17 protein-coding genes are annotated in these 23,482 nt (G+C 62.8%); 4 read left to right on the plus strand and 13 right to left on the minus strand.

The features are described 5' to 3' along the window. Window positions 1-152: 152 nt before the first annotated feature. The 9 genes from rpoC to secE all read right to left on the minus strand — a co-directional run bounded on the left by rpoC (window position 153) and on the right by secE (window position 13,835). Window positions 153-4,397, minus strand: a complete 4,245-nt coding sequence (gene rpoC / locus FGK64_RS05250; protein ID WP_138862712.1) for a DNA-directed RNA polymerase subunit beta' — start codon at window positions 4,395-4,397, stop codon at window positions 153-155. A gap of 99 nt (window positions 4,398-4,496) precedes the next feature. Then, entirely contained in the window at window positions 4,497-8,630 is a 4,134-nt protein-coding gene (gene rpoB / locus FGK64_RS05255; RefSeq protein ID WP_138862713.1) for a DNA-directed RNA polymerase subunit beta, read from the minus strand. Between the two features lie 247 nt (window positions 8,631-8,877). Continuing rightward, window positions 8,878-9,255 carry a 50S ribosomal protein L7/L12 gene (gene rplL / locus FGK64_RS05260; RefSeq protein ID WP_109468773.1) on the minus strand — a complete coding sequence of 126 codons (378 nt, stop codon included), beginning with the start codon at window positions 9,253-9,255 and terminating at the stop codon, window positions 8,878-8,880. 71 nt (window positions 9,256-9,326) lie between these two features. Beyond that, on the minus strand, window positions 9,327-9,842 hold the full coding sequence (gene rplJ / locus FGK64_RS05265) for a 50S ribosomal protein L10 (RefSeq protein WP_138862714.1): 516 nt from the start codon (window positions 9,840-9,842) through the stop codon (window positions 9,327-9,329). A 329-nt stretch (window positions 9,843-10,171) separates the two neighbouring features. Further along, window positions 10,172-11,347: a calcium-binding protein gene (locus FGK64_RS22705; RefSeq protein ID WP_138862715.1), complete on the minus strand. Its 1,176-nt coding sequence runs from the start codon at window positions 11,345-11,347 to the stop codon at window positions 10,172-10,174. Between the two features lie 151 nt (window positions 11,348-11,498). Continuing rightward, window positions 11,499-12,197 carry a 50S ribosomal protein L1 gene (rplA, locus tag FGK64_RS05275; protein WP_138862716.1) on the minus strand — a complete coding sequence of 233 codons (699 nt, stop codon included), beginning with the start codon at window positions 12,195-12,197 and terminating at the stop codon, window positions 11,499-11,501. Between the two features lies 1 nt (window position 12,198). Then, entirely contained in the window at window positions 12,199-12,624 is a 426-nt protein-coding gene (rplK, locus tag FGK64_RS05280; protein WP_138862717.1) for a 50S ribosomal protein L11, read from the minus strand. A gap of 287 nt (window positions 12,625-12,911) precedes the next feature. Further along, the gene (nusG, locus tag FGK64_RS05285; RefSeq protein ID WP_138862718.1) at window positions 12,912-13,445 is read right to left on the minus strand and encodes a transcription termination/antitermination protein NusG; all 534 of its coding nucleotides are present in this window, start codon (window positions 13,443-13,445) and stop codon (window positions 12,912-12,914) included. 195 nt (window positions 13,446-13,640) lie between these two features. Beyond that, window positions 13,641-13,835, minus strand: coding sequence for a preprotein translocase subunit SecE (gene secE / locus FGK64_RS05290; protein ID WP_138862719.1), 195 nt, complete (start codon window positions 13,833-13,835; stop codon window positions 13,641-13,643). 166 nt (window positions 13,836-14,001) lie between these two features. Here secE and FGK64_RS05295 point away from each other — a divergent pair, with 166 nt between their 5' ends. The 4 genes from FGK64_RS05295 to FGK64_RS05310 are packed head-to-tail and all read left to right on the plus strand — an operon-like array spanning window position 14,002 to window position 19,688. Then, window positions 14,002-14,523, plus strand: coding sequence for a MarR family winged helix-turn-helix transcriptional regulator (locus FGK64_RS05295; RefSeq protein ID WP_138862720.1), 522 nt, complete (start codon window positions 14,002-14,004; stop codon window positions 14,521-14,523). Further along, entirely contained in the window at window positions 14,510-15,586 is a 1,077-nt protein-coding gene (locus FGK64_RS05300) for an efflux RND transporter periplasmic adaptor subunit (RefSeq protein ID WP_138862721.1), read from the plus strand. The genes FGK64_RS05295 and FGK64_RS05300 overlap by 14 nt, the downstream gene beginning before the upstream one ends. Continuing rightward, entirely contained in the window at window positions 15,583-16,644 is a 1,062-nt protein-coding gene (locus FGK64_RS05305; RefSeq protein ID WP_138862722.1) for an efflux RND transporter periplasmic adaptor subunit, read from the plus strand. The genes FGK64_RS05300 and FGK64_RS05305 overlap by 4 nt, the downstream gene beginning before the upstream one ends. Beyond that, a complete protein-coding gene (locus tag FGK64_RS05310; RefSeq protein WP_138862723.1) occupies window positions 16,641-19,688 on the plus strand; it encodes an efflux RND transporter permease subunit in 3,048 nt (1,015 codons plus the stop codon). The genes FGK64_RS05305 and FGK64_RS05310 overlap by 4 nt, the downstream gene beginning before the upstream one ends. A gap of 53 nt (window positions 19,689-19,741) precedes the next feature. Here the strand turns inward: FGK64_RS05310 and FGK64_RS05315 are convergent, their stop codons facing one another. Genes FGK64_RS05315 through FGK64_RS05330 form a run of 4 tightly spaced genes read right to left on the minus strand, consistent with a single transcriptional unit; the run spans window position 19,742 to window position 23,470 of the window. After that, entirely contained in the window at window positions 19,742-20,704 is a 963-nt protein-coding gene (locus FGK64_RS05315; RefSeq protein WP_138862724.1) for a TRAP transporter substrate-binding protein, read from the minus strand. Then, the gene (locus tag FGK64_RS05320; protein ID WP_138862725.1) at window positions 20,704-21,642 is read right to left on the minus strand and encodes a 3-hydroxyacyl-CoA dehydrogenase NAD-binding domain-containing protein; all 939 of its coding nucleotides are present in this window, start codon (window positions 21,640-21,642) and stop codon (window positions 20,704-20,706) included. The genes FGK64_RS05315 and FGK64_RS05320 overlap by 1 nt, the downstream gene beginning before the upstream one ends. Beyond that, the gene (locus tag FGK64_RS05325; RefSeq protein ID WP_138862726.1) at window positions 21,642-22,913 is read right to left on the minus strand and encodes a TRAP transporter large permease; all 1,272 of its coding nucleotides are present in this window, start codon (window positions 22,911-22,913) and stop codon (window positions 21,642-21,644) included. Before FGK64_RS05325 ends, FGK64_RS05320 begins: the two co-directional genes overlap by 1 nt. Further along, window positions 22,910-23,470 carry a TRAP transporter small permease gene (locus FGK64_RS05330; protein WP_138862727.1) on the minus strand — a complete coding sequence of 187 codons (561 nt, stop codon included), beginning with the start codon at window positions 23,468-23,470 and terminating at the stop codon, window positions 22,910-22,912. Before FGK64_RS05330 ends, FGK64_RS05325 begins: the two co-directional genes overlap by 4 nt. Between the last annotated feature and the right edge of the window lie 12 nt (window positions 23,471-23,482).

A 23,482-nucleotide genomic window follows, 5' to 3' on the forward strand; every position in this document is an offset into this window, starting at 1 on the left:
CCTGCCCTTTGCCTGCCGATACCAAACACCCGGCGATATGGGAAGGAAAGATGCAAAGCGCACAGGTTTTCAGCAACGCGCCCCCGTGGCAAAGAAAAACCCCCGCGCCGGTTGGGCGCGGGGGCTGATGTGTCTAGCGGTGAACGCGCGGATTAATCGCGGCTTTCCGGCGTGTCGATCAGCGGATCGTATGTGGCATCCGTCCCGATGATATCTTCGTCGGTCGGGGCTGCCAGGGCCGCTGCTGCGTCGGCTTCTTCCCGGCGGGCTTCGATCACCACGTTGTCGCGATCCTGGGCCACGCGACGCACCTGCTGGGTCGCCCCGCCGGTGCCCGCCGGGATCAGGCGCCCGACGATCACGTTTTCCTTGAGGCCAACCAGCTTGTCCTTCTTGCCCTGCACCGACGCTTCGGTCAGCACGCGGGTGGTTTCCTGGAAGGACGCGGCCGAGATGAACGACCGGGTCTGCAGCGAGGCCTTGGTGATGCCCAGCAGGATCGGTTCGCCCTGCGCCGGACGGCCACCCTTGGCGAGCGCCTTTTCGTTGGCTTGGTCGAATTCCTGCTTGTCGACGTGTTCGCCTTTCAGCAGCGTGGTATCGCCGCTTTCCTGGATCTCCCACTTCTGCAGCATCTGACGGACGATGACCTCGATGTGCTTGTCGTTGATCTTCACGCCCTGCAGGCGATAGACCTCTTGCACCTCGTTGATCATGTAGTCGGCCAAGGCCTCGACGCCCATGATGGCAAGGATGTCATGCGGCGCCGGGTTGCCGTCCATGATGTAATCGCCCTTCTGGACAAAATCACCTTCCTGAACCGGAATGTGCTTGCCCTTGGGCACCATGTATTCGACAGGCTCCATCGATTCATCGGCGGGCTCGATGCTGATACGGCGCTTGTTCTTGTAGTCGCGACCGTACCGCACATAGCCGTCGATTTCCGCGATGATCGCGTGATCCTTGGGACGACGTGCCTCGAACAGTTCCGCCACGCGGGGCAGACCCCCGGTGATGTCCTTGGTCTTGGCGCCTTCGCGCGGGATACGTGCAACCACGTCGCCGGCCTTCACCTCGTTCCCGTCTTCCACCGACAGGATCGCGTCCACCGACATGGGATAGGTCACCGGGTTGCCTGCTTCGTTGCGGACAGGTTCGCCATCTTCGCCGACCAGAATGATCTCGGGCTTCAGCTCGTTGCCCTTGGGGGCCGCGCGCCAGTCGATCACGATCTTCTGGGTCATGCCGGTGGCATCGTCGGTTTCGTCACGCACGGCGATACCGCTGGTGAGGTCCACGAACTTCGCCGTACCGGCCTTTTCCGCGATGATCGGCAGGGTATAGGGATCCCATTCGATCAGCTTGTCGCCGCGCTTGATCATCTGGCCATCCTTGACGAACAGCTTGGTGCCATAGCCGATCTTGTGGCTTGCGCGTTCCTCGCCATCCTCGTCCTGAATCAGCAGCTTCATGTTCCGGCCCATCACGAGGATCTCGCCATTGGCGTTCTCCAGCGTCTGCGCGTTCTCATAAACCACTTTGCCCGCCTGGCTCGATTCCAGGTAGGACTGCTGGCCACCCTGCGCCACGCCGCCGATGTGGAAGGTCCGCATCGTCAGCTGTGTACCGGGTTCCCCGATCGACTGCGCCGCGATGATACCCACCGCTTCACCCGAGTTCACCATCGTGCCGCGTGCAAGGTCACGACCATAGCACATGGCGCAAACGCCTTCCTCTGCCTCACAGGTCAGCGGCGAGCGGATGCGCGCGCTTTGCACGTTGGCTTCGTCGATGGTGTCGGCCATGCGTTCGTCGATCAGCTGACCATGGGCGATCAGAACCTCGTCGGTGCCGGGGCGCTTGATGTCCTCGGCCGCGACACGGCCCAGAACACGCTCGGCCAGGGTTGCGACAACTTCGCCTTCTTTCACGGCCGCTTCGGCGGTGATGGCATTGTCGGTGCCACAATCGCGCATACGCACGATGCAGTCCTGTGCCACGTCCACCAGACGGCGGGTCAGATACCCCGAGTTCGCGGTTTTCAACGCGGTGTCCGACAGACCTTTCCGCGCGCCGTGGGTCGAGTTGAAGTATTCAAGAACGGTCAGACCTTCCTTGAAGTTCGAGATGATCGGCGTTTCGATGATGTCGCCGTTCGGCTTCGCCATCAGGCCGCGCATCCCGCCCAGCTGCTTCATCTGCGTAACCGAGCCACGCGCACCCGAGTGGGCCATCATGTAGACCGAGTTCGGTTCACGCTCCGAGCCATCTGCATCGCGCTGGCTGGCCGAGATCGAGCCCATCATGGCTTCGGTGACGCGGTCGTTACACTTCGACCAGGCATCGACAACCTTGTTGTACTTTTCGCCCTGGGTGATCAGGCCGTCCATGTACTGCTGTTCGAAATCCTTCACCTGCTCGCGGGTTTCTTCCACGATCGGCCATTTGGTTTCGGGGATCAGCATGTCGTCCTTGCCAAAGGAAATCCCGGCGGCAAACGCCTCCTTGAAGCCCATCGACATGATCTGGTCACAGAAGATGACCGACTCTTTCTGGCCGCAGTACCGGTAGACGGTGTCGATCACCTGCTGCACTTCCTTCTTGCGCAGCAGACGGTTGACCAGTTCGAACGGAGCTTTCGCGTTCAGCGGCAGCAGCGCGCCCAGACGGACACGGCCCGGCGTGGTTTCAAACCGCTTCTGAACCTCGTTGCCTTCGTCGTCGATCTGCGTGATCCGCGCCTGAATCTTGGAGTGCAGGTGCACGACACCCGCGTCCAGCGCATGCTGGACTTCCTCGATCGAGCCAAAGACCATGCCTTCGCCCTTCATGCCTTCGCGTTCCAGCGTGACATAATACAGGCCAAGGATCATATCCTGCGAGGGAACGATGATCGGCGCGCCGTTTGCGGGCGACAGAACGTTGTTCGTCGACATCATCAGAACGCGCGCTTCCAGCTGGGCCTCAAGGCTTAGCGGAACGTGCACGGCCATCTGGTCGCCGTCGAAGTCCGCGTTGAAGGCCGAACAGACCAGCGGGTGCAGCTGGATCGCCTTGCCTTCGATCAGGACGGGTTCGAACGCCTGAATGCCCAGACGGTGCAGCGTCGGTGCGCGGTTCAGCATCACCGGGTGCTCTCGGATCACCTCGTCCAGGATGTCCCAGACTTCGGGGCGTTCTTTCTCGACCAGTTTCTTCGCCTGCTTCACCGTGCTCGACAGGCCCTTGGCTTCAAGGCGCGAGTAGATGAACGGCTTGAACAGTTCGAGCGCCATCTTCTTGGGCAACCCGCACTGGTGCAGTTTCAGCTCCGGCCCGGTCACGATGACCGAGCGGCCCGAAAAGTCGACGCGTTTCCCAAGAAGGTTCTGACGGAAGCGGCCCTGCTTGCCTTTCAGCATGTCCGACAGTGATTTCAGAGGACGCTTGTTGGCGCCCGTGATCACGCGACCACGGCGGCCGTTGTCGAACAAGGCGTCGACGGATTCCTGCAGCATCCGCTTTTCGTTGCGCACGATGATGTCGGGCGCGCGCAACTCGATCAGGCGCTTCAGGCGGTTGTTCCGGTTGATCACGCGGCGATACAGGTCGTTCAGATCCGACGTGGCGAACCGGCCACCGTCCAGCGGCACCAGCGGACGCAGTTCCGGCGGGATGACCGGGATCACCGTCATGACCATCCACTCGGGCCGGTTGCCCGACTCGAGGAAGGATTCGACGACCTTCAGACGCTTGATGATTTTCTTCGGCTTAAGCTCGCCCGTGGCTTCGGCCAGATCGGCACGCAGCTGTTCCGCCTCGGATTCAAGGTCGATCTGGGCCAGCATCTCGCGGATGGCCTCGGCACCGATATTGGCGGTGAAGGCATCCATGCCATAGGCATCCTGCGCGTCCATATACTCTTCTTCGGTGAGCATCTGGCCATACTGCAGATCGGTCAGGCCGGGTTCGATCACAACGTAGTTCTCGAAATACAGCACCCGCTCCAGGTCGCGCAGCGTCATGTCCAGCATCAGGCCGATGCGGCTGGGCAGCGATTTCAGGAACCAGATGTGCGCCACCGGCGCGGCCAGCTCGATATGGCCCATCCGCTCGCGGCGGACCTTTTGCAGCGTGACTTCCACGCCGCATTTCTCGCAGACGACACCGCGATATTTCATGCGCTTGTACTTGCCGCAAAGGCATTCGTAATCCTTGATCGGGCCAAAGATACGCGCGCAGAACAGTCCGTCACGCTCGGGCTTGAACGTGCGGTAGTTGATGGTTTCCGGCTTCTTGATCTCGCCGTAGGACCACGACAGGATCCGCTCGGGGCTGGCCAGCGACACCTTGATTTCGTCGAAAACCTTCGGCGGGGTCAGCGGGTTGAACGGGTTGTTTGTCAGTTCCTGGTTCATTTTCAAATCCTTGAATATCGTGCGGATGGCTGGGACGGGGCGCCCAAACTTTTATGAAAAGTTTGGGACAAAGTTTTTCATAAAAACTTTGGGGTCGCCCTATTCCTCCTCCGCATCCAGGAGTTCCATGTTCAGGCCAAGGCCACGCACCTCTTTGACAAGAACGTTGAAGCTTTCGGGGATACCCGCTTCAAAGTTGTCCTCGCCCTTCACGATGCTTTCGTACACCTTGGTCCGGCCGGCAACGTCGTCCGATTTCACGGTCAGCATTTCCTGCAGGGTATAGGCAGCGCCATAGGCTTCCAGAGCCCAGACTTCCATTTCCCCGAACCGCTGACCACCGAACTGCGCCTTCCCGCCCAGCGGCTGCTGGGTAACGAGGCTGTAGGGCCCGGTCGAGCGCGCGTGGATTTTGTCGTCCACGAGGTGGTGCAGTTTCAGCAGGTATTTCACACCCACCGTCACCTTGCGGCTGAACTGCTGGCCGGTACGGCCATCGAACAGATCGGACTGCCCCGAGGTGTCGAACCCGGCGCGCGCCAGCGCGTCGTTCACGTCGGCCTCTTTGGCACCATCGAAGACCGGCGTTGCAATCGGCACACCGCGAGCAACATTGCCCGCCGCGTCGATCAGCGCGGTTTCGTCCATGGATTCAATGCCTTCGTCATAGACATCATCACCATAGGCCAGACGCATCGCTTCGCGGACCGGGGTCAGATCGCCAGAGCGGCGGTACTCACCCAAGGCCTCGTCGATGTTCAGACCAAGGCCGCGCGCGGCCCAACCCATGTGGGTTTCCAGAATCTGACCGACGTTCATCCGCGACGGCACACCCAGCGGGTTGAGGCAGAAGTCGACCGGCGTACCGTCCGCGAGGAACGGCATGTCCTCCATCGGGACCACCTTGGAAATCACACCTTTGTTGCCGTGACGGCCAGCCATCTTGTCGCCCGGCTGCAGCTTGCGCTTCACCGCGACGAAGACCTTGACCATCTTCATCACGCCCGGCGGCAGATCGTCGCCCCGGCGCACCTTCTCGACTTTGTCCTCGAAGCGGGCGTCGAGCGCGCGTTTCTGCACCTCGTACTGCTCGTTCAGGGCTTCGACGATCTGGGCGTCCTTCTCGTCTTCCAGCGCCAGTTGCCACCACTGGCCACGGCTCAGCGTATCCAGCAGATCGTCGGTGATTTCCGACCCGGCCTTCACGCCTTTCGGGCCTTTCACGGCCGTCTTGCCCATGATCATGCCCTTGAGGCGGGCATAGATGTTGCGGTCGAGGATCGCCAGCTCGTCATCCCGGTCGCGGGCCAGACGCTCGACTTCCTCGCGCTCGATCTGAAGCGCACGTTCGTCCTTTTCCACACCGTGGCGGTTGAATACGCGAACCTCGACAACGGTGCCGAAATCGCCCGGCTTCACGCGCAGCGAGGTGTCGCGCACGTCGCTGGCCTTTTCGCCGAAGATGGCGCGCAGCAGTTTCTCTTCCGGGGTCATCGGGCTCTCGCCCTTGGGCGTGATCTTGCCCACCAGAATGTCGCCCGGCTCCACGTCGGCACCGATATAGACGATGCCGGCTTCGTCGAGGTTGCGCAGCGCCTCTTCACCCACGTTCGGAATGTCGCGGGTGATTTCCTCGGGCCCGAGCTTCGTGTCACGGGCGGCGACTTCGAATTCCTCGATGTGGATCGAGGTGAACACGTCGTCACGCGCGATCCGCTCGGAAATCAGGATCGAGTCTTCGTAGTTGTAGCCGTTCCACGGCATGAAGGCGACGACCACGTTCTTGCCAAGCGCCAGTTCACCCAGGTCGGTCGAGGGGCCGTCGGCGATGACTTCGCCCTTTCCAACCTGCTGACCCACCTTCACCAGCGGACGCTGGTTGATACAGGTGTTCTGGTTCGAGCGCTGGAACTTGCGCATACGGTAGATGTCGACGCCCGCATCGCCCAGTTCCAGGTCCTCGGTGGCCCGGATCACGATCCGCTGAGCATCGACCTGGTCGATGATCCCGGCGCGGCGCGCCATGATCGCGGCGCCCGAGTCGCGCGCCACGACTTCCTCGATCCCGGTGCCGACCAGCGGCGCCTCGGCCCGCAGAAGCGGAACCGCCTGACGCTGCATGTTCGAGCCCATCAGAGCGCGGTTGGCGTCGTCGTTTTCAAGGAACGGGATCAGCGAGGCCGCGACCGAGACCAACTGTTTGGGCGACACGTCGATCAGATCGACGCTTTCGACCGGCGCAAGCGTATAGTCGCCCGACTGGCGGGTGTTGACCATCTCGTTCACGAACTTGCCGTCGTCGTCCAGCGTTGCGTTGGCCTGTGCCACGGTGTGACGCATTTCCTCGGTCGCCGACATGTAGTGCACTTCGTCGGTGACTTGGCCTTCTTTCACGACGCGGTACGGGGTTTCGATGAATCCGTACTTGTTCACGCGCGCGAAGGTCGCCAGCGAGTTGATCAGACCGATGTTCGGGCCTTCCGGCGTTTCAATCGGGCACATCCGGCCATAGTGGGTCGGGTGGACGTCGCGCACCTCAAAGCCGGCACGCTCGCGTGTAAGACCGCCCGGCCCAAGCGCCGACAGGCGGCGTTTGTGCGTCACTTCCGACAGCGGGTTGGTCTGGTCCATGAACTGCGACAGCTGCGAGCTGCCGAAGAATTCGCGCACGGCGGCAGCGGCAGGCTTGGCGTTGATCAGATCCTGCGGCATCACGGTGTCGATCTCGACACTGGACATGCGTTCTTTGATCGCGCGCTCCATGCGCAGCAGACCGACGCGGTACTGGTTTTCCATCAGCTCGCCGACCGAGCGCACCCGGCGGTTGCCAAGGTGGTCGATGTCGTCGATGTCGCCCTTGCCGTCGCGCAGTTCAACCAGCGCCTTCACACAGGCGACGATATCGTCGCGGTCCAGCGTGCGCTGGGTGTCGGGTTTGTCGAGTGCAAGGCGCATGTTCATCTTGACCCGGCCCACGGCCGACAGGTCATAGCGTTCGCTGTCGAAGAACAGCGTGTCGAACAGGGTGCCAGCGGCTTCGACGGTGGGCGGCTCGCCCGGGCGCATCACGCGATAGATGTCCATGAGCGCGGTGTCGCGGTTCATGTTCTTGTCCATCGCCATGGTGTTGCGCATGTAGGGACCGACGTTGATGTTGTCGATGTCCAGCACCGGAATGTCGGTGATGCCCGCGTCGATCAGTTCCTTCGCGGTGCCGCCGATCAGGTCGCCGTCCTTGTCGTATTCCAGCGTCAGCTCGTCACCGGCTTCGACATAAATCGCGCCGTTGTCTTCGTTGATGATGTCCTGCGCGACGAACTTGCCGGTGATGTTCTCGAACGGCACCAGCAGCTCGGTCACATTGCCTTCGTCGATCAGTTTCTTGACCGCGCGCGGGGTGATCTTCTTGCCCGCTTCGGCAATTACCTCGCCGGTGGCCGCATCGACCAGGTCGAACGGCGGACGGGTCCCGCGCACGCGCTCGGGGAAGAACTTGGTGACCCAGCCCTTGCCCTTCTGATACTTGTACTGGATCGTGTTGTAGTAGGCATTCATGATGCCTTCTTGGTCCAGACCCAGCGCATACAGCAGCGTCGTCACCGGCAACTTGCGGCGACGGTCGATGCGCGCGTACACGATGTCCTTGGCGTCGAATTCGAAATCCAGCCACGACCCGCGATAGGGGATGATCCGGCAGGCGAACAGCAATTTGCCCGAGCTGTGCGTCTTGCCCTTGTCGTGGTCAAAGAACACACCGGGCGAGCGGTGCATCTGGCTGACGATCACGCGCTCGGTGCCGTTCACGATGAACGTACCGTTCGGTGTCATCAGGGGCATGTCGCCCATGAACACGTCCTGTTCCTTGATGTCCTTGACCGATTTGGCGCCGGTGTCTTCGTCGATATCGAAAACGATCAGGCGCAGCGTCACCTTCAGCGGCGCGCTGTAGGTCATATCGCGCTGCTGGCACTCCTCGACGTCGTACTTGGGCTTTTCCAGCTCGTATTTCACGAATTCCAGCACGCTGGTTTCGTTGAAATCCTTGATCGGGAACACCGACTGGAACACACCCATGATACCTTCGCCATCGCTCGGGTCGGGCTGGTCGCCGGAATTCAGGAACAGGTCGTACGAGGATTTCTGAACCTCGATCAGGTTCGGCATCTCCAGCACTTCGCGGATTTTGCCATAATATTTACGAAGACGTTTCTGGCCAAGGAACGATTGAGCCATGTCAGGTGTCACCTTTCGAATTTCTCACCGGGCAAGAGCGGCGTCGGGCTACGGCGCCTTGCCCATACGAGACAGCGGGTTCGGATCAATTCATGGCTGCCGTCCCAATGGCTGCCTCCCGATCCGGTGAACCGCGCCTGAGAAAACGCCCCGATCCGCGGGGCCCTTTCCAAGACGTGTTCGGCTGGACCCGGAAAATTCCGGATCCAGCCCAATTCTGCGCGGCGGGATGACCCCACCGTATGGCTTAGGCCAGCTCGACCTCGGCGCCAGCTGCTTCCAGCTTGGCTTTGATGTCTTCGGCTTCGGCTTTGTCCACGCCTTCTTTGATCTTGCCGCCGGCTTCGACCAGGTCCTTGGCTTCTTTCAGGCCCAGACCGGTGATGCCGCGAACTTCCTTGATCACGTTGATTTTCGAAGCGCCGGCGTTCTTCAGAACGACGTCGAATTCGGTTTTTTCTTCCTCGGCAGCGGCGCCAGCACCGTCTGCGGGACCGGCCATCATGACTGCGCCGCCAGCTGCGGGCTCGATGCCGTATTCGTCCTTAAGGATGGTTTTCAGTTCTTGTGCTTCCAGCAGGGTCAGACCAACGATCTCTTCTGCCAGTTTCTTCAGATCAGCCATTTTCAGCTCTTTCCGTTTGTATACATGGGTTCCAACGACGGGTGTTCAACCACGCGCCGGATTTACAGTGCTCAGGCCGCCGCCTTGTCCTCGATCGTGGACAGGATGGAAGCGATGTTCGAAGCAGGTGCGCCAATGGCCCCGGCGATGTTGCTTGCAGGCGCGCCGATGCAGCCCACGATCGAAGCAATAAGCTCCTCGCGCGAAGGCATTTTCGACACGGCTGTCACACCAGCCCGGTCCAACGCGTTCTCGCCCATTGCACCGCCGAGAATTTCGAACTTCGAATTCTCTTTGGCGAAATCCTCGGCAACCTTGGCCGCAGCCACGGGATCCTCGGAATAGGTCAGAACGGTCATGCCCGTCAGAAGGTCGGCAATGCTTGCGCAGGGCTTTCCATCAAGGGCGATCTTGGCGAGCCTGTTCTTGGCAACACGCACGGATCCACCTGCTTCGCGTGCACGCGCGCGCAGATCCTGCATCTCGGCAACTGTCAATCCGACGTAGTGGGCAACCACAACGACGCCAGAGCTTTCGAAGATCTGGCCGAGTTCCTCGACCACTTTCTCTTTCTGGGCTCTATCCACAGCTTCACTCCAGTAAGGGAGGTTTGACCCTCCGGCTCAGTTCTGCCGGGACGAAAGCCCCGACAATCGGGTCCTTACGGGTCCTGCGCATTGCCCCGGCACACCATACGGGCGGTCCGAAGAAACTTTGTCATTTCCCGTCTCGGGCAGGAATTATGAGGAGAACCTCACCCACCGTCTCGGACGAACGGCAAGCGCCCCCGAATCACGAGGGCGCCCGACCAAGTTTGTCTAGGCCGTGACGGCCGGAATGTGAAGGGGCATTCTCATATTTCCGGTTTCGTCAAGAAATTTCTTGTGGGGCGGGGTTCAGAGCACGAACACCGGCATTACAGCAGCGTATCATCGTAATCGTACGGGGCGGTGATCTCTGGCGCCTCATCCCCATTGTCGAACTCGCGGTACAAACGCACCTTAATGCTGTCGGCCACACCCTTGCGCGCCGAAATCCCCTCCAGCGTCAGGCTTTCGCCCCCGCCAAACTTCAGGACGATGTTGCCATCAACCTTCCGGATCACATAGTCTGGATCATAGACTTCAATCCGATCCTCGCCCTTGCGGAAATCCTTGATCGTATCGCGGTTTCTTTCTCCATAGGTTTGAAACAGAAAGGTGTCCGAGCCTGTGCCACCGATCAACACGTCGTTTCCGCGGTCGCCCCACAAGCGATCCGCCCCAGCACCGCCATAAAGCGTGTCGTTGCCGTCCCCCCCAAAAATCAAATCAATGCCCTTATTTCCGTACAATGTGTCGGCGCCACCCTCGCCATACAAGTTGTCGGAACTGTCGCCGCCAGACATCACATCAGCCCCGGCACCGCCGTAGAGATAGTCGAGCCCTTTGCCACCCGACAGATCGTCCTTGCCTTCGCCGCCGAACATTAGATCCCATCCGTCGCCACCAATCAGCGTGTCACCTCCAGCCTCACCGTAAATCATGTCGGCGCCCGCGCCACCGTTCAGAATATCGGCGTTTGTCCCGCCGTGCATGACGTCGCCACCATCTTCGCCAAAGAGCCGGTCACGGCCCGCGTCACCACGCAGCGTATCTTGCCCGATTCCTCCCCAGATTCGATCGTTACCGTCCCCGCCGTTCAAAACGTCGTTCCCGTCCCCACCCCGGATCAGATCAGCCCCGCCAAGGCCGTCATAGGTGTCGCTGCCGCCCAGCAGATCGATGTCGTCCGCCGCATCGGTGCCGGTCAAGTTGTCCTTGCCTTCGGTCGGCTCGGTCGGCGGTGGCGGCGCATCATATTCGCTATAATAGATCTCATTGCCGAGAAGCGCCTCCAACGAGACAAGATCCTGGTCGCTTCCCACCGCGATAAAATCGATGACCCCATACCAAAGCGCATCATAAAGTTGATCGGGTGCCACGGTTGCCGGTGACCCGCCTTCACGATTGATCTCTCCGGCTGTCACCGACCCGTATAGCGCGACCTTATAACCGCGCAAATTCTTTTCCGGAAAGTCTGCTGCATACAGTTGCACAAGAAAAAATGCCATTTTACCCCCATAATATTGGCGTCACTCAATAGGCGAAGGGTTTCACAGCAGGGGCTTCAAATCAACGGCGCGTCCCAAATAATTCCGGGGCGCGGAATCGAAAAGGGCGGACCAGGTGGTCCGCCCTTTCGAATTCACAAACCTGAAGCGATTATTCGCTGCCGGCTCCGGCCACATCGACCGTTACGCCCGGGCCCATGGACGAGCTGAGCACGATCTTCTTGAGGTAGGTGCCCTTCGCGCCCGTGGGCTTGGCACGGGTCACGGCGCCGATGAAGGCGCGGACGTTTTCCACCAGCTTGCCTTCGTCGAACGAGGCTTTGCCAACGCCGGCGTGGACGACACCGCCCTTTTCGGCCTTGAACTGGACTTCACCGCCCTTGGCAGCCTTGACCGCTTCGGCCACGTCCATCGTCACGGTGCCGACCTTGGGGTTCGGCATCAGGTTCCGGGGGCCCAGAACCTTACCCAGACGGCCAACGATCGGCATCATGTCGGGGGTGGCGATGCAGCGATCAAAGTCGATCTTGCCGCCCTGGATGGTTTCCATCAGGTCTTCGGCGCCAACGATATCGGCACCAGCGGCCTGAGCTTCGTCTGCTTTCGCGCCACGGGCGAAGACGGCAACGCGCACGTCCTTGCCGGTACCGTTGGGCAGGCCGACAACACCGCGGACCATCTGGTCGGCGTGGCGGGTGTCAACACCCAGGTTCATCGCGATTTCGACGGTTTCATCGAACTTGGCCGCGGCATTCGCCTTTACCAGGGCTACAGCGTCCTCAACCGACAGGTTTTCCTTGCCAGCGAAGGCCTCGCGCGCGGCGCGGGTGCGTTTTCCAAGCTTTGCCATCTTACTTCACCTCGATGCCCATGGAGCGGGCCGAGCCCAGGATGATCTGCATTGCGCCTTCGACGTCGTTGGCGTTCAGATCTTTCATCTTCGCTTCGGCGATTTCACGCACCTGGGCGACGGTCACGGTGCCCACGGTTTCGCGCGACGGCGTCTTGGCGCCGGATTTCACCTTGGCCGCTTTTTTCAGGTAGTAGGACGCCGGGGGCGTCTTGATGTCCATCGTGAAGGACTTGTCCTGATAATAGCTGATCACGGTCGGGCACGGCGCACCGGGCTCCATGTCTGCGGTCTTGGCGTTGAACGCCTTGCAGAATTCCATGATGTTGATGCCACGCTGACCGAGCGCCGGACCAACCGGCGGCGACGGGTTCGCCTGACCTGCGGGCACCTGCAACTTGAGCGAGCCCATAAGTTTCTTGGCCATTGGCCTTCTCCTTTTCCAACACCCCGGCATCGCGATGCGGGGGCCATGTTGTCGTGGTCAGGCGGACCGGGCGCGCCCGGCGTACCTCCCACGAATTGAACCGGGGCCACTGCGAAAGGATCGCGCGGCCCGGCGTCGGTGCCACTAGAGGTGAATCACCGCGGGGTCAAGATGCCGCTGACAGGATAATGACCGCTATGGCCTGTTCTAACAGATGCACACGGCGTCGCCGTCAAGACGTCGACACCATCAGCAGAAAGCCGCCCTGGCATGGGCGGCGCAAGGGCCTAGCCCTGTTTCGAAACCTGGGTGAATTCCAGCTCGACCGGGGTTTCGCGGCCAAAGATCGACACGGTGACCTTGAGGCGCTCGTTGTCCTCGTCCACCTCTTCGACCATGCCGTCGAAATCCTCGAACGGGCCGTCGCTCACCTTGACCTTCTCGCCCACTTCAAAGCGGATCAGTGTGCGCGGCGCTTCTTCACCTTCCTGAACGCGGTTCAGGATCTGGTTCACCTCGGCGTCGCGCATCGGCATCGGGCGGCCCTGCGGGCCAAGAAACCCGGTCACCCGGTTGATCGAGCTGATAAGGTGATAGCCGCGATCCGACATTTCCATGTGCACCAGCACATAACCCGGCATGAACCGCCGCTCGGTCGACACTTTCTTGCCGCGCCGAACCTCGATCACCTCTTCGGTGGGCACCAGAACCTCGTCGATCTCGGCCTCAAGCCCGTTCTCGGTCACCGAGGTGCGGATTTGCTCTGCGATCTTTTTCTCGAAGTTCGAAAGAACGCTGACCGAGTACCACCGTTTCGCCATGCCGATTGCCGTCCTTGTCCTGAGATGCGGCCCCGCGTCGGGCCGCTTTCCGGTAAATTTGTCTCTGCCCCGACACAAAGCGGCGCGCAGCGCGAATCGCCGCACGCCAAATATCGGGACACGCGCTCCCTACCGCCATGGCCGCGCGGGATCAAGTGCCGGGCCGCCGCCTGACGCGACAGCCAATGGTGGAAATCAGCCGAAGAAGCCGAGCAGCGCCTGCAACCCGCCGCGAATGGCAAGGTCCACCAAGGCAAAGAACACGGCCGTCAGCGCGGCCATGATGAACACCATCACCGTGGTCAGCAGAACCTCGCGCCGGGTTGGCCAGACGACCTTGGCAACTTCGGAACGGACCTGGTTGACGAACTGGATCGGATTGGTGGCCATCGGCTGCGGTTCTTTCGGATGCTGTGTTGTCGCCGCACATAACGCCCAGCGCGCCGGAATTCAAGCGGCACGGTCACAGGCGGCGCGCGCGGTTGCCGCAGGCGCCGGGTTGACTTCGAAGCATTACTCCAATTATTGGACTATCCAACGATTGGAACTCCTGCCCATGCCGACTCGCCCCTCTGAACCCGATGATCCTCTTGATACCCAGGACGACGCCGTCAGCGCGCTGAAGACCTGTGTGGAAACCGTTGTCAGCCGGATCGCCACGGCCACGCGCGTTGGCGCGAACAGCGCGCATTGGAAAAAGATGGCGCCGCCCGAAATCGCGGCGATGACCTATATCGGCAGTCAGGATGCGCCGATGGTGTCGCAGCTTGCGGCGCACCTTGGCGTCGGGATGACCACGGCCAGCGCCCTTGCCGACCGACTCGTGCGCCACGGGATCGTGCAGCGAACCCGGAGCGAACAGGATCGTCGCACCGTTCTTCTGTCACTGACGCCCACGGGCGAATCGATCTTTGCCGAAGCCTCGGCCGAAAAGCGCGTTGTCTGCGCGCGGATGTTGAATGCGTTGCCCCCGGCGGACCGCCCGGCCTTCTTGAGAGCAATGCAGACCATCGCGGCCCGGTTTTCCGTCTGCGACACCCCAACCGGCACCGAAGAGGCGCGAAATGAAAAAACCTGACCGCATCTTTCGGGCTGGCGCGATGCTGCTGGCCATTGCCGTGTTGATCGGCCCAACCGCCGCCGAAACGCCTCTTGCCGTCGGGATCGCGCGCGCCACCGCCATGCCGGATGTTCAAAGCCAGTCGCTGACCGGCGAAATCGCCGCGCGAGACACGCTGAACGCAGCCTTCCCCTCCGGCGGCCGAATCGCCGAAGTGCTGGTCGAAGAGGGCGACCGCGTTCGGGCGGGCGCACCACTGGCGCGCATGGAATCGGTGCAGCAGGAACAAGCGCTGCGCGCAGCCGAGGCCGGGCTGTCCACCGCCGAAGCCGATTATCGGCAAGCGGTCGAGGATCTGGACCGTCAGGACCAGTTGCTGGCGCGCGGCGCCACCACGCGTATCAGCCGGGACAGCGCGGAAGACGCCCGCACAATCGCCGAAGGCACGCTGGATCAGGCCCGTGCCGAACTGGACCGCGCGCGCAAGTCGCTGGACGACACAACGCTTCTGGCGCCAGAGGCCGCCACCGTAACCGACCGCGCCATCGAACCCGGGCAGGTCGTTGGCGCCGCGCAACCGGTGATCGAACTGGCACTGGGCACTGATGTCGACGCGGTGTTCGACGTGCCCGAGGCGATGCTGACGAATGACGACGCACAACCGGGCCGCATCACGCTTTCCCTGATCGACCAGCCCACCACGACGTTCACCGGCACCCCGCGTGAGATTTCGCCGCTGATCGACGCCAGCACCGGCACCGTGCAGGTCAAGGTTTCGGTCAGCGATCCGCCGCCCGACGTATCCTATGGCGATGCGGTGCGCGGGACCGTGACGTTCGAAGGCGCACCCCGGATCACGCTGCCCTATACCGCGTTGACGGCCACCGCCGAGGGGCCCGCCGTCTGGTCGGTGGATCCGGAAACCATGCAGGTTGCCACCACCCTCGTGCGCATCGCGCGGTTTGAAACCGGGCGTATCGTGCTGGCCGAGGGGCTGGAAGAAGGCGCGCTGGTCGTGACCGACGGCGCGCACCTGCTGTACCCCGGGCGCATCGTCCGCGACGTGGAGGGACCGAAATGATCGCCCGCCTTGCCATTCTGATGACGCTGGTCGCCCTGCCCGCATTTGCCGACAGCACCGAACCCACCCCCGCTCCCCGCCCCGTTGCCTCGGTCATCGCAAGTGCCGAACCGGGCCGCGCGTCGGGCTATGCCGGAACCGTGGTCGCACGGGCCGAAACCGATCTGGCCTTTCCCATGGCCGGTACCGTGGCCGAGCGGCTGGTTGATACCGGCGACGTGCTGGCACAGGGCGATATCGTTGCCCGGCTGGACCCGGAGGATCTGGAGGCCGATCTGCGCACCGCCCGCGCCGGAGTTGCCGTGGCACAGGCACAGCTGCGGTCAGCCACCGATGCGCGCGAACGGGCCAGCACGCTGGCCGATCGCGGTGTCGACAGCACCACGCGGCTGGAAGATGCCGAACGCGCGCTGACCGCCGCGCAGGCGCGGCTGGAACAGGCCCGCGCCACCGAAGCGCGCGCCACCGACATGCTGAATCACGCCACACTGCGCGCACCGCAGGACGGCGTGGTCACCACGGCTCCGGTCGATTCAGGCGCAACGGTCACCGCCGGGCAGGCCATCGTGCAACTGGCGGGCACCGATGCGCGCGAGGTGGTCATCGACGTCACCGAACAGGACGCGGCAGGCATGGTGCCCGGCACGCAGTTCCGCGCCACTTTGGCCGCCGACCCGAATATCACCGCCACCGCGCGGCTGACGCGGGTCGAACCGGTCGCCGCCTCGGCGACACGCACCCGCCGCGTGCACCTGACTCTGATGGAACCGCCCGATGCTTTCCGCCTTGGCGCATTGGCGCGAGTTACCGCGACAAGCACGACACAGGCTGCGCTCTCGCTGCCGGCGTCGGCCATCCTCGCGCCCGACACGGACCCCGCCGTCTGGGTTGTCACCCCCGAGGGCCGCGCGGTGCGCCGCACGCCCGTCACGCTGGGCGCACGCCTTGGCGACCGGCTGCAGATCACGTCTGGCATAACCCCCGGCGAAGAGATCGTCGCCAAGGGCATCAACTCTCTCAAGGATGGGCAGATCGTCGGCCCACGTGTGCAGCAATGAGCCGTTTCAACCTGTCCGACTGGGCGCTGCGCCACCGGTCTTTCGTGTGGTTCCTGATGATCGTCTCGGTGCTGGCGGGGGCGCTGTCCTACGTCAACATCGGGCGCGAGGAAGACCCCGACTTTTCGATCAAGACGATGGTGATCGCCGCCGCCCTTCCCGGTGCGGACGTGCAGGAAACCCTGACCCAGGTCACCGACCGGATCGAGAAGAAGCTGGAAGAGCTGCCTGAGCTGGATTTCACCCGCTCGGTCACCCGCCCCGGCGAGGCGGTGGTGTACCTGGAGCTGCTGCCCGAAACCAAGGCGCCCGAGCTGCCGCGCATCTGGCAGCGGGTGCGCAACATGATGGGCGACATCCGCCCCGAGTTCCCCGAGGAGTTCGCAGGCTTCCAGTTCAATGACAACTTCGGCGATGTGTTCGGCAACATCTTTGCCTTTACGTCGGACGGGTTCACCCCGCGCGAGGTGCGCGATTACGCCGAACGCACCCGCCGCGCGGTGCAGATGCTGGATGATTCCGGCAAGGTCGAGATCTTCGGCACCCGCGATGAAACCATCTACCTTGATTTCTCGACCGAGCGGCTGGCCGCATTGGGGGTCAGCCAAAGCGCGGTACAGGCCACACTGGCAGCACAGAACGCCATAGTGCCTTCCGGCGTGATCGACGCAGGGCCCGAACGGGTGCTGGTGCGCATCGGCGGTCAGTTCACCGATGCCCAAAGCCTCGCCGACATCAACCTGCGCGTCGATGGGCGGTTCTTCCGACTGGCCGATGTGGCGACGATCCGGCGCGCCTATCAGGATCCGCCATCCGAGCTGTTCCGCTATAACGGGGAGGAGGCCGTGGGCCTGTCGGTCGGGATGCGCAAGGGCGCGAACATCATCGAATTCGGCGAGGCCCTGCACGATGTTATCACGCAGGCGCAGTCCGATCTGCCCATTGGAATCGAGATCCACCAGGTGGCCGACCAGCCGCATGTGGTGCAATACGCGGTGAACCACTTCCTTCAGGCGCTGGCCGAGGCCGTCGCCATCGTTCTCGTGGTCAGCTTTGTCAGCCTTGGGCTGCGTGCCGGGTTCGTGGTCACGCTGACCATTCCGCTGGTGCTGGCGATCACCTTTGTGGTGATGGATTACCTTGGCATCACGCTGCAGCGGATTTCGCTGGGCGCGCTCATCATCGCGCTGGGGCTGCTGGTGGACGATGCGATGATCGCGATCGAAACCATGATCTCGCGTCTGGAGATTGGGGAAAGCCTGACCAGCGCGGCGTCGTACGCCTGGACCTCGATTGCCTTTCCGATGCTCTCGGGCACGCTGGTGACGGTGGCGGGGTTCATCCCCATCGGGCTGAACGATTCCGCCGCCGGGGAATTCACATTCTCGCTGTTCGTGGTGATCGCCGTGTCGCTGCTGGTCAGCTGGATCGTCGCGGTGCTGTTCGCGCCGCTTCTGGGCGTGACCTTCCTGCCGTCGAAGATGAAACACCACGCCGCCGGTCCGGGCCGGTTGCGCCGGGGCTTTCACGTCCTGCTGCGCGCGGCGATGCGGTTTCGCTGGGTCACGATTGTCGCCACCATCGCCATCTTCGGCGGGGCCGTTTGGGGGATGCGGTTTGTCGAGAACCAGTTCTTCCCAAGTTCCGACCGCCCCGAGCTGATCCTGGATTTCACCCTGCCGCAGAATGCGTCGATCACCGCCACGCGGGACGAAATGGTGCGGATGGAAACCCACCTGCAAGGCCATGACGACGTGCTGTTCTGGTCGTCCTATGTCGGGCGCGGGGCGCCTCGGTTCATCCTGTCCTATGATGTGCCCACGGCCGGCCCCAACACCGGGCAGATCGTGATACAGACGCCCTCGGTCGAGGCACGCAACCGTCTGCGCGCCGAGCTGGAGGAGGTGGCCGCCAACGACTTCCCCGGCAGCGATATTTTCGTCAAGCTGCTGGAAGTCGGCCCGCCCGTGGGCCGCCCGGTGCAATACCGCATCAGCGGGCCGGATATCGACGTGCTGCGCGACCGCGCCCGCGATCTGGCGGCGTTGATGTCGGCCGATCCGCGCACGACGGGCACGGTGATGGACTGGAACGAACCCGCGCGCGTGGTGCGGCTGAACATCCTGCAGGACAAGGCACGCCAGCTGGGCATTTCCCCGCGCGACATCGCCTCGGCGCTGAACGCAATCTACGATGGCACCGCCGTGACCCAGTTGCGCGACAGCGAGTACCTGATCGACATTCTGGCACGGGGCGACGACAGCGCCCGCCAGTCGGTCGAGGCGCTGGCCGGGTTGCAACTGAACATGGATAACGGCACCACCATCCCGCTGCGCACAGTGGCAACCTTTGACTATGGCACCGAGCAGCCGGTGATCCACCAGCGCAACCGGATGCCCACGATCACCGTGAAATCGGGCATCGCCACCAGTGACCAGCCCGATACCATTGCCGCCGCGCTGGCCCCCGCGATTGCCGAGTTCAACCGCTCGCTGCCGTTCGGCTACAAGGCCGTGGTGGGGGGCACCGTGGAATCCAGCGCCGACAGCCAGGCGCCGATTGCCGCCGTGGTGCCGCTGATGATCCTGATCATGCTTACGCTGATCATGGTGCAGATGCAAAGTTTCCGGCTGACTTTCGTGGTGCTGTGTGTTGCACCGCTGGGGCTGATCGGGGTGGTAGCGGCGCTGGTGCCCTCGGGCGCGCCGCTGGGGTTTGTGGCCATCCTTGGGGTGCTGGCGCTGATCGGCATCCTGATCCGCAACTCGATCATCCTGGTGCATGAAATCGAGGTGCTGAAAGACGCGGGCAGCAGCGCCTGGGACGCGGTGTTCGAGGCCAGCGACAGCCGGGCCCGCCCCATCCTGCTGACGGCGGCGGCGGCCAGCCTTGCGCTGATCCCGATCTCGCGGCAAATTTTTTGGGGTCCGATGGCATTCGCCATGATGGGCGGCATCATTGCGGGCACGGTCATCACGCTGGTCTTCGCCCCGGCGCTGTATCTGGCGGTGTTCCGCGTGCGCCGCCCGGACGCAGCGAAATAACGCAAAGCGCCGCCCGGAGCGATCCGGGCGGCGCGGTCGCGCGGGGCGAGAGGTTACTGTGCCGCTTCGGCCTCGAGATCCTTCAGCATCGGCGCTTTCTCGCGCCATTCGGTGTACCATACGTCAATCGCAGGACCGAACCAGTCGCGGCCAACCACCTTCACCGGCACATCGGTGGTTTCCAGATCGGCCTTATACTTGGCGTCGATCTCGCCGTATTTCGCAACCATATCGTCGAGGGTGCGGGCAAAGACCTCGTCGATCACGGCGCGGTCCGCCTCGGAGATCGAGGCCCATTTGCGGCCAGACCCAATGGCGGCCATCGGGAACATCATGTGGTTCGACACGATGATCGACCCGGCGTGCTCATAGTATTTTGTGTTCCACGTGCCTTCCACGTCGATCTGCATCCCGTCGACCTGCCCATTGGCAAAGGCATCGTAAAGCGCAGGCAGCGGCATTGGCGTGGGCGCCGCGCCAAGGCTTTCCCAGAACGCCAGTTCCGGCGCGAACGGGATGGTGCGGATTTTCTTGCCCGCCAGATCGTCGACCGTTTCGACCTCGGTGCCGGTGACGATGATCCGCATCCCGGCCATGCCCCAGCCGAACCCGACCAGCCCGAAATCGGCCATGCCGTCCAGCAGCGTCTGGGCGGTCTCGCCCTTCAGCAGATCCCGCGCGGCGGCCACATCTTCTGCGATGAAGGGCGCAAGGAAGATACCATAGTTCGGATCGCGGTTGGCGAATTCACCCAGCGTGAAGAAGGCGAAATCCATCGCCCCGGTCTGCAACTGCTGGAGCATCTGCGCCTCGTTGCCCAACTGGCCCGAGGGGAAGATCAGGATATCAACGCGACCTTCGGTCTTTTCCTTGATCTCGGCCGCGGCTTCGGTTGCGGAAATCGTCCACTGGTGCGGCGGCGGCGTTATCAGCCCCAGCCGGTATTGTTCGGCCTGCGCCGCCAGCGGCAGCACAAGGGCGCCAAGCCCCAGTGCAAGAGTGCGAAATATGGTCATCAGTTCTCTCCCTGTTTGGAATACTCTTCGCGAATTGGCGCAAGGGCGCGAACCACCTGCGGCAAGGCGCGATCTCGTGCGGCGGCCAGCACGGCCGGATCGCGCGCGTCAGTCGTCTGCATCCCCGCGATCAGCGCGGCGGCAGTGGCGTCATTCAAATCCGGTGTGCCCAGATCGGCCCACATGGCCTCGGTCGCGGGGCCAAGCGCATCGACATATCCGGCCATCCCACGCGGCCCGCCCGACAGGTGAAACACCCCGCCCGGCCCCATCAGGCACCAGCGCGGCGCGAGTCCTTCGGACACGGCGCGTTCGACATCGGGCAGCGTGGCCGCACCCGAGGCGACAAGGTGCACCGCCTCGCGCCACAGCGCGAATTGCAGCCGGTTGACCAGATGCCCCTGCATTGGGCGGGCCATGCGCAACACGGTTTTCCCCATCGCGGCATAGATCGCCTCGGCCCTATCCAGCAACTTTGGCGGTGTGGTCGCCTGCCCGACCAGTTCGACCGTCGGCATCAGGTAAGGCGGGTTGCACGGGTGCGCGATGAACAGCCGGTCGGGATGCGCCATACCGCGCGCGATATCGCCCGGCGTGAACCCCGAGGACGACGAGGCGATCGGCGCATCAATTGCGATCAGCGGCTCCAGCGCCGCCAGCGCGCGGTGTTTCAGGGCAAGCGTTTCAGGCAGCGCCTCTTGCACCAGATCGGGCGTGGGCGCGTCGGCGGCGTTTGTCACATGCAGGGGCGGTTCCGCGCCGTCGCGCAAAGTGCCCAGCGCGGCCATGACAGGCTGCGCCGCCTGCCATGCCTGCGCGACTCGGGCTCCTGCCTCTGGGTCGGGGTCGGCCACGATGGCTTGATGCCCGGCGCCCGCGAAGGCCGCTGCCCAACCTGCGCCGATCAAGCCGCCCCCAAGGATCAGAACCCGAGCCATCAAAGCGCATCCTTCAGCGCGGTCGAGAGCGACGGGAACACAGCCAGCAGGATCAGCACCAGCGCGATCGAGGCAAGGAAGGGCATGATCAGCCGGGCGATCCGCTCGGCGCGTAATCCGCTCATCAAGGCCGCGGTGAACAGTCCCGTGCCGACGGGGGGTGTCAGCAGGCCCATCGTCAGGTTGAGGCAGATGATGACGCCAAACTGGAACGGGTCGATACCGTAGACCCCTTGCGCCACCGGCAGGAACACCGGCACGATCAGGATGATTGCCGGGATCGGATCAACCACCATCCCCAGCATCAGCAGCAGCAGGTTGAGCATCAGCAGGAACAGAATGGGCGAGGTCGTGAGCGACTGCATCCACTGCGCCACCATCGCGGGCAGGTTCTCAAAGGTGATGACCCAGCTGAAAATCTGCGCCGCTGCGATCAGGAACAGCACCACGGCCGAGTTGCGCCCGGCGCTGACAAAGGCGGGCAGGATATCGGCTGGCGACATCTCGCGGTAGATGAAAAGCCCGATCAGCGCCGCCGCCGCAGCCGCAATGGCTGCCGCTTCGGTCGGAGTGGCGATGCCGCCCAGAATTGTGCCGACGATGACGATGGGGATCAGCGCCGCCGGCAATGCGTTCAGCACCGCCGCACCGCGCGCGCGCAGGGGCATCTTTTCGGTCGCGGGGAAGCCATGTTTGCGACCCAGCCACGCGATCACCGCGATGAAGCCGACGAACATCATCACCCCCGGCACGATTCCGGCGATGAACAGGTCTCCAATCGGTAACTGCGCGATGACGCCAAAGATGATGAACATCATCGAAGGCGGGATGATCGGGGCCAGCAACCCGCCCGCGGCGGTGATGGCGACGCTGACATCCTTGGGATAGCCCGCCCGCTCCATTTCCGGGACGGCGATGCGCGACATGATGGTGATCTGCGCGACGGTCGAACCAAGGATCGAGGCCATCATCATGTTGGCGACAAGGTTTACATAGGCCAGCCCGCCCCGGATCGAGCCGAGCGTCGCCATCGCCAGCGTCATCAGGCGCCGCCCGATGCCGCCCGCGTTCATGAATTCACCCAGCAGGATGAACAGCGGCAGCGCCAGCAGGCCGTAATTCTCCATCCCGCCGAACAGTTGCTGAGGGAAGGATTGCAACAGGATCCAGTTGCCGGTGACCGCGATATAGACCAGCGCGAGCAGGATCAGCGCGAAGGAGATCGGCACCCCCGCCAGGAGGAAGCCAAGAAAACTGCCCGCCGCGATCATGTTCGCACCCCGCCCCGGCCAAGGATGTGCGCACCGGTATGGACCAAGCCGCAGAAACAGAAGACCGGCATCGCCAGCCAGAACCAGATTTTGCGGATACCCAGGGTCACCGTCGGCTCCTGATAGAGGAAGTTGAATGTCGCACGCGAAAATTCGCGGACCGAGCCTGCCTGCCAGAGGGTGATCGGATCGAACCACATCCACAGGATCACGGCGAAGAGCAGGAAGAAGCCAAACAGCAGCACATCGACCGCGCGCGCGAGGGCGTGACGCGCAGATTCGCTCAGCAAGTCGGGCAGAAGAGTCACGGCAAGGTGCTGACGCGCGAAGAGCGCGAGCGACGCTCCGGTCAGCGCGACCCAGATCATCAGGAAGACCGCGGCCTCGTCCACCCAGATCACCGGGCTGCCGATGCTGCGCGAGATCACGTTGAGCATCAACAGGCCAAAGATCGCCAGCATCAACGCACCGATCAGAACGGTTTCCGCCCGTGCGATCACGCTGTCGATGCGGGCCAGCACGCCCGGTGCCGAATCTGTTTGCGTTACTTGCGTCATGGCCACCTCCCG

Source organism: Arenibacterium halophilum (assembly GCF_005938225.1).
Classification (GTDB): domain Bacteria; phylum Pseudomonadota; class Alphaproteobacteria; order Rhodobacterales; family Rhodobacteraceae; genus Arenibacterium; species Arenibacterium halophilum.

Excerpts from the sequence above, each read along its gene's own strand:
- FGK64_RS05305 (WP_138862722.1), top strand. The coding sequence starts at position 15,583 with ATGATCGCCCGCCTTGCCATTCTGATGACGCTGGTCGCCCTGCCCGCA.
- FGK64_RS05330 (WP_138862727.1), bottom strand. The coding sequence starts at position 23,470 with ATGACGCAAGTAACGCAAACAGATTCGGCACCGGGCGTGCTGGCCCGC.
- FGK64_RS05320 (WP_138862725.1), bottom strand. The coding sequence starts at position 21,642 with ATGGCTCGGGTTCTGATCCTTGGGGGCGGCTTGATCGGCGCAGGTTGG.
- rplK (WP_138862717.1), bottom strand. The coding sequence starts at position 12,624 with ATGGCCAAGAAACTTATGGGCTCGCTCAAGTTGCAGGTGCCCGCAGGT.
- nusG (WP_138862718.1), bottom strand. The coding sequence starts at position 13,445 with ATGGCGAAACGGTGGTACTCGGTCAGCGTTCTTTCGAACTTCGAGAAA.
- rplL (WP_109468773.1), bottom strand. The coding sequence starts at position 9,255 with ATGGCTGATCTGAAGAAACTGGCAGAAGAGATCGTTGGTCTGACCCTG.
- FGK64_RS05325 (WP_138862726.1), bottom strand. The coding sequence starts at position 22,913 with ATGATCGCGGCGGGCAGTTTTCTTGGCTTCCTCCTGGCGGGGGTGCCG.
- FGK64_RS05315 (WP_138862724.1), bottom strand. The coding sequence starts at position 20,704 with ATGACCATATTTCGCACTCTTGCACTGGGGCTTGGCGCCCTTGTGCTG.
- FGK64_RS05295 (WP_138862720.1), top strand. The coding sequence starts at position 14,002 with ATGCCGACTCGCCCCTCTGAACCCGATGATCCTCTTGATACCCAGGAC.
- rpoC (WP_138862712.1), bottom strand. The coding sequence starts at position 4,397 with ATGAACCAGGAACTGACAAACAACCCGTTCAACCCGCTGACCCCGCCG.
- secE (WP_138862719.1), bottom strand. The coding sequence starts at position 13,835 with ATGGCCACCAATCCGATCCAGTTCGTCAACCAGGTCCGTTCCGAAGTT.
- rpoB (WP_138862713.1), bottom strand. The coding sequence starts at position 8,630 with ATGGCTCAATCGTTCCTTGGCCAGAAACGTCTTCGTAAATATTATGGC.
- rplA (WP_138862716.1), bottom strand. The coding sequence starts at position 12,197 with ATGGCAAAGCTTGGAAAACGCACCCGCGCCGCGCGCGAGGCCTTCGCT.
- FGK64_RS05310 (WP_138862723.1), top strand. The coding sequence starts at position 16,641 with ATGAGCCGTTTCAACCTGTCCGACTGGGCGCTGCGCCACCGGTCTTTC.
- FGK64_RS22705 (WP_138862715.1), bottom strand. The coding sequence starts at position 11,347 with ATGGCATTTTTTCTTGTGCAACTGTATGCAGCAGACTTTCCGGAAAAG.
- FGK64_RS05300 (WP_138862721.1), top strand. The coding sequence starts at position 14,510 with ATGAAAAAACCTGACCGCATCTTTCGGGCTGGCGCGATGCTGCTGGCC.